General features: G+C 44.7%; 12 protein-coding genes. 4 read left to right on the forward strand and 8 right to left on the reverse strand.

Going from position 1 to position 12,802, the window contains the following annotated elements; translation table 11 throughout:
* Positions 1–546 carry a GIY-YIG nuclease family protein gene (locus RT717_RS23000; RefSeq protein ID WP_317488692.1) on the forward strand — a complete coding sequence of 182 codons (546 nt, stop codon included), beginning with the start codon at positions 1–3 and terminating at the stop codon, positions 544–546.
* A gap of 8 nt (positions 547–554) precedes the next feature.
* Positions 555–1,832 (forward strand): excinuclease ABC subunit UvrC, encoded by a 1,278-nt coding sequence (gene uvrC, locus RT717_RS23005; RefSeq protein WP_317492377.1) that lies wholly within the window; start codon positions 555–557, stop codon positions 1,830–1,832.
* A 29-nt stretch (positions 1,833–1,861) separates the two neighbouring features.
* Here uvrC and porN read toward each other — a convergent pair whose 3' ends face one another.
* From porN to RT717_RS23045, 8 genes are all read right to left on the reverse strand, one after another.
* Entirely contained in the window at positions 1,862–2,749 is an 888-nt protein-coding gene (gene porN / locus RT717_RS23010) for a type IX secretion system ring subunit PorN/GldN (RefSeq protein ID WP_317488693.1), read from the reverse strand.
* Between the two features lie 11 nt (positions 2,750–2,760).
* Positions 2,761–4,344, reverse strand: a complete 1,584-nt coding sequence (porM, locus tag RT717_RS23015) for a type IX secretion system motor protein PorM/GldM (RefSeq protein WP_317488694.1) — start codon at positions 4,342–4,344, stop codon at positions 2,761–2,763.
* A gap of 32 nt (positions 4,345–4,376) precedes the next feature.
* Positions 4,377–5,183: a type IX secretion system motor protein PorL/GldL gene (porL, locus tag RT717_RS23020; RefSeq protein WP_317488695.1), complete on the reverse strand. Its 807-nt coding sequence runs from the start codon at positions 5,181–5,183 to the stop codon at positions 4,377–4,379.
* A gap of 43 nt (positions 5,184–5,226) precedes the next feature.
* Entirely contained in the window at positions 5,227–6,267 is a 1,041-nt protein-coding gene (gene porK, locus RT717_RS23025; protein ID WP_152001661.1) for a T9SS ring complex lipoprotein PorK/GldK, read from the reverse strand.
* Positions 6,268–6,458: 191 nt separating this feature from the next.
* Positions 6,459–7,415, reverse strand: coding sequence for a PorP/SprF family type IX secretion system membrane protein (locus RT717_RS23030; protein WP_317488696.1), 957 nt, complete (start codon positions 7,413–7,415; stop codon positions 6,459–6,461).
* A gap of 93 nt (positions 7,416–7,508) precedes the next feature.
* Entirely contained in the window at positions 7,509–8,285 is a 777-nt protein-coding gene (locus tag RT717_RS23035) for a uroporphyrinogen-III synthase (RefSeq protein ID WP_317488697.1), read from the reverse strand.
* Positions 8,286–8,327: 42 nt separating this feature from the next.
* A complete protein-coding gene (locus tag RT717_RS23040; RefSeq protein ID WP_317488698.1) occupies positions 8,328–9,446 on the reverse strand; it encodes a DUF4271 domain-containing protein in 1,119 nt (372 codons plus the stop codon).
* An 89-nt stretch (positions 9,447–9,535) separates the two neighbouring features.
* On the reverse strand, positions 9,536–11,233 hold the full coding sequence (locus tag RT717_RS23045) for a BamA/TamA family outer membrane protein (RefSeq protein WP_317488699.1): 1,698 nt from the start codon (positions 11,231–11,233) through the stop codon (positions 9,536–9,538).
* 36 nt (positions 11,234–11,269) lie between these two features.
* Between RT717_RS23045 and hemW the strand changes: the two genes are divergently transcribed.
* Together hemW and RT717_RS23055 are read left to right on the forward strand one after the other, a co-directional pair.
* A complete protein-coding gene (hemW, locus tag RT717_RS23050; protein ID WP_317488700.1) occupies positions 11,270–12,394 on the forward strand; it encodes a radical SAM family heme chaperone HemW in 1,125 nt (374 codons plus the stop codon).
* A gap of 42 nt (positions 12,395–12,436) precedes the next feature.
* The gene (locus RT717_RS23055) at positions 12,437–12,802 is read left to right on the forward strand and encodes a hypothetical protein (protein WP_152001655.1); all 366 of its coding nucleotides are present in this window, start codon (positions 12,437–12,439) and stop codon (positions 12,800–12,802) included.

Consider the following 12,802-nt stretch of genomic DNA (forward strand, 5'->3'; position numbering starts at 1 on the left):
ATGTCATCAGGTGAAATTTCGCTGACCTCATACAAGACGGAAGATGTCCTCTTGCTTCCAAATGATCCTGGTGTATACAGGTTCAAAAATAAACACGGCAAGCTCATTTATGTAGGTAAAGCAAAAGACCTAAAAAAACGGGTAGCTAGTTATTTCAACCGATCCAATCAGCTTAGTCGCAAAACCATCAAGATGGTCGGTGAGGTTGCTGAAATAGAATTCACTATCGTCAATTCTGAGTTCGATGCGCTACTTCTTGAAAACAACCTGATTAAGGAAAATCAGCCGAAATACAATATCCTGCTCAAGGACGACAAAACCTTCCCTTACATTGTCATCCTGAAAGAACAGTTTCCGAGAATTATTTCCACCAGAAAGGTCGACAGGACGAAAGGTGAATATTTCGGCCCTTACACCAGCGTGAAGGCCATGAAAAATGTGCTTCAGCTCCTTCGTCAGCTCTACAAAATAAGAACCTGCAATTTTGACCTCTCTCCTCAAAACATAAGAAAAAGAAATTCAAGGTCTGCCTTGAATACCATTTAGGGAACTGCCTGGGGCCCTGTGAGGGGCTACAGGATCACAATGACTACCTGGAAGAAATCAATCAATCAAAAGAGGCCCTGAAAGGCAATCTATCGGTTGTAAGAAACTACTTCAAAGAGAGAATGCAAACCGCAGCCGAGCAACTGGCGTTTGAAGAAGCGCAAAAGTTTAAGAACAAGCTAGACCTGCTTGAAAAATTCCAGTCAAAGTCATTGATTGTCAGCAACAAGATCACCAATACCGATGTATTTACGCTGGTGTCAGATGAGTCCTCAGCATTTGTCAACTATATGAGGGTGGACGGTGGTATTATCAATATTTCCGACACCCTGGAGATAAAAAGAAAACTTGACGAAACCGATGAGGAAATACTACAGTTGTTAATGATAAGCCTGCGAAGCAAATATGAGAGCAGCAACAAGGAAATCCTTACCAACAAACAGGTAAGTCTTTACGATGAGACGCTGAGTATCACGCAACCAGCAATAGGTGACAAAAAGAAACTAGTTGACCTTTCAGTAAAAAATGCCCTTTTCTTCAAAAAGGAACGTTTTAATCAAAAACTCCAAAGTCAAACCAAGGAAAACCGGGTGCTCCTTCAAATGAAGGAAGATTTAAAGCTGACGCAAACACCCATGAGGATTGAGTGTTTCGACAACTCCAACATTCAGGGCACTCACCCTGTTGCGTCAATGGTCTGCTTTATCAATGGCAAAGCGGCCAAAAAAGAGTACCGTCATTTCAACATTAAAACCGTGGTAGGTCCCGACGACTTTGGCTCCATGCGTGAAATTGTCTACCGAAGGTACAAACGGGTTATTGATGAAGGTCTTCCTCTCGCCAACCTGATCATCATCGACGGAGGCAAAGGCCAACTAAGTGCAGCGGTCAGCTCTCTTAAAGAACTGGGTATCTATGGCAAGGTTCCCATCATCGGCATAGCCAAAAAACTGGAAGAGCTCTATTACCCGGAAGACTCGATTCCAATCCACCTGGCAAAAAAGTCAGAGTCCCTCAAAATCATCCAGCAACTACGTGATGAGGCCCATAGGTTTGCCATCACATTTCACAGAGCCAAGAGATCCAAAACTCAAACCAAATCTGCTCTTGATGACATTGATGGTATTGGAGAAAAGACAAGAAGTCTCCTGTTAAGTGAGCTGAAATCTGTCGAAAAAATCAAGCGGGCTTCTATTACTGAACTTTCGAACCTGATAGGTCAAAAAAAGGCGTTGCTCGTCAAGGATCACTTTACGTCAATAGACACAAATAAAAAAGGGGCTTAGCGCCCCTTTTTGCATATAACTGAAAGTAATTAATACTCCCACAATTCATTTTCGAAATCCACCAGTTCATACTCCAGTCTCTGAGAAGCAAGTACACCTTCTTTCTGCGACTTTGAATACACATCAATAATCCTTTGATCCTGAGGGTTAGAGTATTTCACCAGCGTGGCACTAAAGAGTCTAAGCAAAAACGCATCTGACATCTTTCTATGCTCTGCCATATTCTGAGCGTTGTACCAAACAGCTTCGTCGGGCATGGTTGCAAACAAGTCCACTATATCCTTATATCTAAACGAAGCGATTGGCTTCTCGTACAAGGCAGGGTTCTTGTCAGCAGGCAAAAACATGCTCAGTGCCTGAATGTCATGATACATTCTAGAACGGTTCCTGTCAAAATACCAATCCTCACGCAATTCAAAAATAGAAAAATCACGGGTATTAAACTCTAGCGCTGCTGGAGCTGCAGCCTCACCACCACCAGCCGGAGCTGCTGCGCCGCCACCGCCCCAGTCACTGGCACCCCAGTCGCTAGCGCCCTGATCGGCACCAAAACCCATCGCTTTTTCCTCCTCGGTCAAGCCGCCACCCTCTTCGGGTAACTTCAGGTTTTCAAGAAACATCTCTTTTGACATTCTGTTGGTAAGGGAATCATTCATATAAGGAAACAACAACCCAGCCTTAACTGCCTTCACCAATAATGTAGGCAATTCTCCATTTATCGCATAGAATGGTTGATTTTGTTTTTCACGCAAATCCATTCTCCACCACAACTCTTTCTTGAACATGATCTGAGATTCATGTACCGGAAATTCCGAGTTTGGGTTATACCCCGGCTTTGCCTCCTGCGCCTGCAATTCTCCCATAGAGAGGACTGCGATAAACAGAACAAAACCAATTACATAAACAAACTTTTTCATACCTGTATAATTTATTGTATTCGAACTGTAAGAATTCTGGGGCCATAGTTATTAAAGTCCTCTGTGGCACCTTTGAAATTCATACGTTGTACTTGCTTAATGTCAATTACTATGGCATCACCGCTCCTTGCCTGGCCAGCTATGTCAGCCAAGTTGATGTCCGGCCCCTGGAATCGGCGAACTACAACAGCTCTCGCACCTCTTACCAATGCAATTTCCGAGTCGGTTACTCTGAATCTTGCATCGTTAGGGAGCAAAGAAGCAAATGACTCATCAGGCTCGGCTCTCAATTGAAGCGCTCTTGGTGGCTGAGCCACACCCATTTTCATGTCAACCGCTCTACCACGGTCATACACCACTATTTCAGGCTTGGGTATTCTCTTTACCGTGAAAGTTTCTGTTCCAATCAAGTTTCCTCCACTCGATACGGCTATGTCCACTTTTGCTGCCTGAGGTACAACGGTAACAAAGCCCTTCTTTGAAGGATCTTTTGTAGCAGTACCACCTGTTACATTAAATGAAGGATCATATGCTTCTCCCATTGCGGGCACCTGTATGTTCAGCTCGTTACCGCAATTCAAGTACAAAGCTGACAATGAAGCAGACTGCACCTGTATTACCGGCTTTGACACGAAGTATTTCACAGTATTTACGAAAGTCGTATCCTTGCCTCTTGAGTTTACCGTAATAGCAGCCTCAAACGTCTTCTCTGCCCGTCCGTTTACGTAGTTTCCAGGGGTGGCAGTAAATTCTACCTGACCCATTCCACCTACAACTGGAATCTCTTTCCCATCAATTGTCATCTTGGGGTTAGCAGAGGATGACGATGCTGCAATAAACAACTCAGCCCGGAACTTGGTACCCGCAGCCACTATGTTTGACTCAGGCCTAACCATGGCAACAATCTGGTCAAACTTAAGGTCAGCAGCACCCACCTGCCTCGCCAGCAAATCCAATGCTCTTGCTTCTGAATCTATCACCTCCATTTGAAGCTGACTCAACGTAGCAAGTGCACCCACCATCGGTGTATTGTGTCCGAAGTTGAGGTCTGCAAATCCTTTAGAGTTCTGTTCAGGGTCGTTAGCAAATACTTCTACGTCTTTGGCATCAAGAGCAATATTTTTAAACGTTTCGTCACCAGTTGTCTTACGCAAATAGTCCGAATAGCTGTTCAAAAGTTCCCTTAGTTTATCGCCTTCCCCCTCGTTGATAAACAAGGCCGGAGCTGTATCGATATCCTTTTGACCTATAAGCTGTCCGTGCTCATCTTTACCTCCGGTTAGTTCAACTAACCTGGTTTTATAGGTTTCAACTTCCTGAACGGTCTTTTCTGTTTCTTCCCTAAGAGCTTTAGCCTTTTCAAGTACAGCCACGTCATCGGCTCTTTCACCAGACTCAGTAACAGCGGCTTCGATTCTTCCAATTGTTCCTAAATTGCTCGCAACCTTCTCTTGAACGGTTGCTTCGAGACTCATATTGATCAGTACAAATTTCTCCAGCACACTGTTACTTACCTGCAAAGCAAGAAGTGCAGTAAGCACCAGGTACATCATACCAATCATTTTATCTCTTGCCGATTGTTTCCCTCCAGCCATAGTTTTACTTTTTGGTGGTTAGTAGAAATAAATTAACCTTTCATGGCAGTAAGCATGTTGCCATAAACTTTGTTCAGTTGCGTAATATTCGTTGTAAGTTTAGACAGTTCGCCTTTGAACTGCTCTGTGTCCTTACCGGCCTGCGCAATGCTTTCCATGGCAGTGCCTATGTTTGAATAAAACTTCTGCATCGCCTTCAGGTGAGTATTAGCATCCTGAAGTTCCATCTCATACACTGCATTCAGCGCACTAAGGTTTTTAGTCACACTTTGCACCTGAGAATGATATTCTTTAGCATCTTTTGAAGCGTTGGCCATCTCTGTCATAGCTGTAGCTGTAGTAGCATAAGCTTTGTTCATATCTGTCAACGACTTGGAAGCGGCTTTCACATTATTTGCGTACTCGTTGGTAGCAACTGACGCTTCGCCTAGTGCAGCCATCTTGTTAGATGTGTCTGCAAGGCCTCTCATGCCTTTACCTAAACTGTCCAATAACTCGGGGCCAATTTTAGCTTCCGCCAGAATTTTGTCCATTTTTTGGCTTGTTCCGTCACCCACAGCAACCGCAGTTGGTCTAGGTCTTGCCGGGCCTCCGTCGAAGTCGTCAGCCAATTCTGGATAAACTTTTGACCAGTCTACCTCCTTGTGCTTCGGTTCGAATGCACTTAGAAAGAAAATGATTGCTTCTGTGGTAAGTCCAATACCCAACATCTCACTCGCACCGGGAAGGTGAAGGATTTTGAACATGGCACCGACAATTACGACAGCAGCGCCAATACCATAGACTTTGGGCATTATTGTTGAAAAGAGAAGCTCCTGAAATCCGCCTTTTTTGCTCATCTGTTTAAAAATTTAAGTTCTTAGAATGGGTTTAGGTTAGTGTTTAGAATTCACTGCCAGCTGACCTTCCGAGGTAAGTCATAGCACAACGGAAGCCTATACTTGCTCTGGAAGTGTCCTTATATTCAAATGTTCTTGTACCTGTCTCAAGATAGTAGGCGATGTCTTTCCACGATCCTCCTCTTATTACTTTCCTAGGTTCATTATCATCGTTATAAGTTGGGTTCAGATCCCACACTAACGGAACTGAAGCCTCATCAAATGCATCTTCGCACCACTCGGCTACGTTGCCCGACATGTCATAAAGACCGAAGTCGTTGGCAAAAAACGTTGCCACCGGTGCTGTGTAAGCGAATCCATCATCGAAATAGTTACCTCTGCCTGGCTTAAAGTTGGCCAACAGACAACCTTTCGTGTTTCTTATATACGGGTTACCCCATGGATACTTGGCCATATCTCTGCCTCCTCTTGAGGCATATTCCCACTCGGCTTCAGAGGGGAGCCTGAAGTTAGGCATCCTGAATAAGCCCTGGTCGGCCCGATAAGAATTCAAATGCTCTGTTCTCCAGTCGCAAAATGCTTGCGCAGATTCCCAATCGACACCTACCACAGGATAGTTGTCAAAGGCAGGGTGAGACCAATAGTACACCATCATAGGGTCACCCATATGGTGTGTGTAATCTCTTACCCAAACAGCAGTATCGGGATAGATATCTTCCAGCGTGATACCCTCTGGCATGTCTACTTCTGATCCCTCGGACATTGCTACAACAAACTGACGATACTCATTGTTGGTAATCTCAGTATCATCCATGTAAAAACCACCAATTGTGATTTGCTTGTTGAAGTTGATCTGCGTAGCAGCCACATCTTCGTCCGCCTGTCCCATGTGAAAAGTACCCGGAGGTACTGACACCATTCCAAATGGTATCGTCATCTCCCAACCTTCCCGGTCAGGAACACCCACAAGCTCTCCTCTGTCGTCATACCCACCACCGCCAAGGCCAAGTAGCCCACACGATTGTGACACGACAGCAAAAATAATCAGAAGAGCTAAGTTTTTTACAACACTCTTTTTATTCATAACACCTAGTTTATAAAAAATCCTGCAACTATAAAACAACACAAAGTTTACAAATATTATCATTAAGGTCTTTTATACCAATTTTTTTAGAGTCGGTTAACGCAATTTTAACAAAAAAAAGAATAATTCCGTTAATTACCCCTCTTTTGTTTCACAAATAATCCACTTCGGGCGGTAAAAAGCTTCCGCTATCAGAACCTAAACCTTGGTGTTCGGATGATTTTCTTTCCGCCGCCGCCTGTGAGCCCACCTAATTTGTATCTGACAAAAACTTCGTGAGAGGTAGATTGTTTTGCTTCTCTGCTTTCTATTACATAGTCAAAAGAATATCCGACTTTCAAGATACCGTCTTTGAGGAAGTTATACCCCAGAAGTACAATCATAGCTTCAGACTCCCTAAAGCCCAAGCCTCCCCAAAGTTTATTTTGGTAGGTAGCAATGGCGCTTGCATCAAAAGTAAATGTTTTGAAGGTAGACCTAACAAGAACGCTTGGACTCACTTCCAGATTGTAAGTGGGCTTAAAGGAGTAGCCGGCCATCAGGTTAACTGATCTTTCAAGCCTGTTTTCTATTTGTGCGATTCCAAAGTCAAATGACGGCGATAAAATATGGTTGATGCCTACTCCAAGATAAAAATCGGTATTGGAATACATGGCTCCGAAGCTAAGGTCTGGCCTAAGCTGAGACTCCCGGCCGCCCTTGTTAAGTGGGTCATTCGGATCGACAAATCTCCACTGATCAAAGTCTATGGTTTGCATGACCAATGAAGGGCGAAGACCGATGCTGACCCTTCCCCGGTTAAAGTTTTTGTAGTAAGCCCCAAGGAACTGCAGGTGCACGTTGGTCAACGGCCCCAACTGATCGTGAATGGCTGTTACGCCAACTGCGCCGGGCATGGTTGCCAGCGGCATACCGAAGTTGAACTGCTGAGTAGTGGGGGCGCCGCCGGACCCGTCGAAAGAAGTTGCATAACCAGCCCACTGCGTTCGGTGCAGGGCAGACACATAGCCACTTTTCTCTTGCGTCAGCCAGGCTGGGTTATAAAGGGCCTGGTTGAACATGTAGTGGCTAAAATGAGCATCTTGTTGTGCAGAAGCTGTGTAACCAGCACCCGTCAGAAGAATAATAAAAAACAATTTGTTTCTCATGCAGCTTATTCGTTGCCGTTAAGGTAGTTAAACTAGCGTAAAAGCTAAAGTACTTTCTACAACAACCTGAAAGCCTGCCAACCTTAGCTCAAGCTACACTAATCCGTTTGCCATTTTAATATAGAGCTCAATGGCACCAGTCATAGAAGGGGCATTGGGAAGAGGCGCTTCAATGTCGAGCACCAGGTTCGCATCTCTGGCAGCTTTTGCTGTCGTCGGGCCAAACACCGCAATTCGTGTGTCGTTTTGCTTAAAATCCTTAAAGTTGACAAACAGGGAGTTGATCCCTGATGGGCTAAAGAAAGCCAATATGTCATAGTAAACATCCTCAAGATCTGAGAGATCGCTTGCTACGGTTTTGTATATGATAGCCTCAGAAAACTTGTACCCATTTTCCTCAAGAAAAACAGGGATGTCTTCCTTCCTTATGTCGGAACATGGGAAAAGGTATTTTTCGTTTTTGTGCTTTTTGATAATCTCTATCAGGTCGGTCGCTGTGCGAAGACCAGTAAAGATTTTTCTCTTCCTGATGACGATGTACTTCTGGAGATAGTTTGCTGTTTGTTCTGAAATACAAAAATATTTCATGTCAGCTGGTATCTCAATCTTGCTTTCAGCAGCGAGTCTGAAAAAGTGGTCAACAGCATTTCGGCTTGTAAATATCACGGCTGTGTGCGCCAAAATATCCACTTTCTGCTGCCTGAACTCTTTAATATTGGTTGGCTCAATTTTTATAAATGGCCTAAAGTCAACCTTAATATTATATTGCTCTGCAAGTTTGAAGTATGGGGAATTTGGGTCAGAAGGTTTTGGCTGAGAAACTAAGATACTTGATACCTTTTTAAGCCTACTCTTATCTTCCAAGATCATATCTGCGCTATTTCCTGTTTTGAGTGACTGCTACACTTTCGATCAAAAAAACATCCATTTGATCAAAAGAATCGCTGGTAATATTTCGGTGGCGCAAAGATATGAAAATAAATGAAGTTTTTGATAGCGGGTTTCAAAAGCTAATTTATAAAACATTAAAAGCATGACGGAAATTAGGAAGGCAATTGCAAACCCGGCCATATTACTAATAAGCCACTGTGATGCTGTTCCGAAAAGATAAAAAAAGAGCACGTAGACGAAAAGTGCTATACTAAGCAGTATAAAAATGGTGCGGAGGTATTCAAAAACCTGTAGGTAGATGGCTCCTCTCATTTGGAAGATTTCTCCAAAAATTTGGATGAGGAACCTCTTCGACAACAGGAATGCCATTATAAGCAATGCATAAACAACCCATTCGCTAATATAGTTTGATAGCGTTGGGGCAATGGCAGCCTCCGTAGACAGGTAAGACTGGCCGATAGTCAAAAAGAATGCGGCCAGCATACTAACCAGCATGTGTATGGTGATGGAAGGAGTGGAAAGAAGCCGGAAGCCGCTCACCATTTCATCCCTTACCCTGAAGCTTAGCACCCTGTTGAGGTCGATAAAAGATCGGAAAATACGAGAGAACTGCAGGCGGAAGAAACCCGTGGTAACTAAGAAGGCTATTGTAAACAAAAGTATAAAATGATCCCTCTTGTCGATAGAGCGTTTGACCGGGAGAATTACTTTGTCATTCGTCCCGCTGCTTTCCCCATGAGCGATTGCTGTTATGTCAGCCGATGACAGCAACCCCGTGTCTTTGTGTAGCACGACAAAAACAGAATCCCTGGCAAACTTGCTTCGCCATTCGCCCAAATCAAGCTGAAAGCAATCTTCCTGGGTTTCACCAAGTATAAGCTGGGTATCCACCCAAACAGCAGTGCCAATCGGTGCACATATCCTCAAAAAATGGAGGTAATCGCCGTTTAGCTGGATATAAAACCCTACAAGTGCCGGATCGGGCAGCGTAGCTTTGAAAGAGGGTTCAAAACTGTTGGATTCTGTGCTATAAAACCATCGCTCCTCCAGAATCCGTCTGGTTGCACCACTCTCCTGTGCGGAAGCCTTGCTCAAGCCAAAAAAGCAAAGAAGAAGTAAGAGACAATGGTATTTACTCATGGGCGGACATATCGTCACAAAAATGACAGCTTAAATTGTATAAGCAAAACACTTGGGTTTTTTAACGCAACCTTGCTGCGGCGCACTTGCTAAAACCTGTTGACAAAGCCGAAATGAACTTTGGGCTGAGTTACGTCCATCGGCTGCCCTTTGGTGCCTCCTACCGCCAGCATCAGTCTGAAAATCCCGTTGTTGACTTTCAATACCATGCCCCCTCCTACCCCAGCTGCATACACCCAGCTACCCGCTTCACTGCTAATAATTCCCTGGTCAGCAAATGTGACGAAATAGCTTTCCTCCTGAAACAAAAACCTGAGCTCAGCCACTCCCACGCCATAGTGCTGGCCATAAAATTGATTTTCGTTGAACCCACGAAGCCTTCTCAAACCACCAAACCTGAAGAGGTCATTCCTGAAAACCTGGTCGTTGAGAATGGAGCCCACATACACCTGCTGGGCAAAAACAACAGCCTTCGCCGGCTTCAAATAGTTTTCGAGATACCCTTCAATGGTCGTCTGAATTGATTTGAGCTGGACATCATTGTATAGCTCAGGATCAACCATACTATTTCTGACTATCTCTTTTTGGCCAACGCCAATTGTCAGCCCCGATGACATGCCTTTTGACGGCAGCAGCAGATCATCAAGCTGAGTATAAGTTATACCCACCTGGTACTGGTTCATCCGGCTATCGGCATTGATGAGTTTGTCGGCACTACTGATTCGATTAGCCGACAAAAGACTGTTTTGTCTGAAGTCTACTCCAAACCTAAGCTTCAGGAAATAACCAATGGGAAGCTTAAAGCCAGCCTGGGCCGACCTGGTGACAAAAGAGGAATCTTGTTTGAGCTGCTGAAATGCACCATGAAAGTCGAGCGGCGAGCCAAGCAGCACAGGATGATCGTAGGCTACTTCCAGCTTTTGAGAAGCCACATTGAAGTTCTGCCAGTTTAAATACACATGTTTGCCGGTTCCAAACAGGTTGTGCAAGTCGGTTTCGACCTGACCGGTTAGCAGCAGCTTGCCCGTTTCGGAGTTTTGATCCGGCAAAAACCCAATGACTCCGTCAATTTGGTTGACCTTCAATTCGTCGACGGCGAGGCTAACTCTCGCCTTGCCGGCGTAAAACTCTACCTGGGGGCTTGATGAGGTTCTTAAATATCCGCTGTTATTAATTCTGGAAGCGATGCCTTGAAAGGCCTTCTCAGAATAAGGGCTACCTGTTGCGATAAAAAGATACTTCTGAAGGAAACTGGCCTTGGTCTTGCCTTTTTCTCGTATCACCAGTGAGTCAAACACGATCTGCGGCCCTTTCTCCACCTCAAGCGTAGCCCTAAGCGTGTCGTGCGAAAACACCGCCTCTGTGAAGTAGAGGCGGGCAAACGGGTAGCCGTTGTTGAGGTACAACTCAAGGTCTCTGGTAAATCCTGCTTTATTTTGAAGGCTTCTCCAGGATGAATATTGTTTGCCGTTCCTGGCATTTCGAAGAGACAAGTATTGCTTTTTGCCTGCTGACAGAAATCCGTTGACCGTATCACCTTTCCAACGTAGGTCATGAAAATCAGCGAAGATGTATCCGGCGAGCCTGAGCTTCGAGGTGATTTGCCTAAGGGTTGAAACTACCTGAACAGAGTCTGTAAATTTTCTGTTGTCCAGGGTTTTTAGGGCATAACTGGCCAGTGTGTCGGCAGGTTGAATGTTTATTGTGTATACCTGCGACATCGCTTCGGTGGTGCCGAAAAAAGCTAAGGCCCCCCATGCCAACAGGCAGCTTGCGAGTCTCCCCAATGTTTTGCTTAGTTTTGCTGGATAAAGTAAACGCTCTTGGCCGGAATTTACATTCATATTCCTTTTTGTTCACAGGCATGTCACTATTGCGACTTTCATTTCAGCACCTCGCTGAAACTAAAAAGTGACCTTATTGCATCAATCTGCCATGAAATTACGCTTCAAAAAGGGTATTTAAACAATGAAGCCATAGAAACCGTCTATTTAGGCGGTGGAACACCGTCGCTGCTTGACGAGGGCGACTTGCAGCAGGTTTTTGGCGCATTGAAAGAAAGCTTTGAGTTGACGCAGGTAGCGGAAGTGACGCTGGAAGCTAATCCGGAGGATTTGACAACAGCTAAGCTTGACACTTTCAAGAAACTTGGAGTCAACAGGCTGAGCATCGGGATTCAATCGTTTTGGGATGAACATCTGAGATTTATGAACCGGTCGCATAGTAGCAGCCAGGCGCTGAAATGCGTGGAGCTTGCACAAAAGGCCGGTTTCGAGAACATCAGCATTGACCTGATTTATGGCGTACCCTTCAGAGATCACTCAGTGTGGCAAAATGATCTGAAAAAAGCGATTGAATTAAATGTTCCGCACATTTCGGCGTACTGCCTGACAATTGAAGAAAAAACGGCCTTTGGCCAATGGCAAAAGACAGGCAAGCTGGCCCCGATAGACGATCATTTTGCTGCTGAGCAATTTGAAATGCTGGTTTCAGTTTTGGAAAGCGCCGGTTATGAGCAATACGAGATTTCCAACTTTGCCAAGCCCGGGAGGTATTCGAAACACAACACTGCCTACTGGCAGCAAAAGCCCTACCTGGGCATTGGCCCAAGTGCTCACTCCTACAATAGCGTAAGCAGGCAGTATAATGTCGCCAACAATGCCGCCTATATCAAGGCACTCAATGAAAGTAAAATTCCGACAACGGTGGAGGTGCTGGAGGCTAATCAGGCTTTTAACGAGTATCTGCTAACCACGCTTAGAACCATGTGGGGCACCAGCCTTGAACTGGCGGGTACAAAGTTCGGTGTTGACCTTTTGAAGGAAAAAGAAAGGGAGCTTTCGCTTCTTCGCAAGGAGGAGTTATTATTTACAACCGATAGTACACTATATTTAACAAAAAAAGGCAAACTTTTTGCAGATGAAATCACTTCTCAACTTATGCTGTAGTGAGCAAAAGAGAGATTGATTGCCGGACACCTCAGGATTAAAATGGAAAAAGAAGAGAAAAAGGCCTTTATGCTTCTTAAGTCGCTTATCTTCCATTATCATGGACTAGATGAAGATGAGCAAAACATGCTGAACGACTCGGCCGAATCGCTTGATGCGTTTGATGAGTTGCAATGGGCCAATACTTTTATTGCCGAGGATTATCTTTCTGCGTTCGACCGCTCCAGAGAATACCTGAACAAGGTGATAAGCAAACTTGAGAAAGAAAAAAGGATAAAATATCTCCTTTCCGTGTGGCAGGACAATGACAAAAAGGGCTACCTCACTGAAATGGAGGCCACCGCCATGCTAAACCTTGCCAAGGACTGGCACATCGAAAAGGAGATTATCAATATTGTGAAGCAGTAG

Source organism: Imperialibacter roseus (assembly GCF_032999765.1).
Taxonomy (GTDB): Bacteria; Bacteroidota; Bacteroidia; order Cytophagales; family Cyclobacteriaceae; genus Imperialibacter; species Imperialibacter roseus.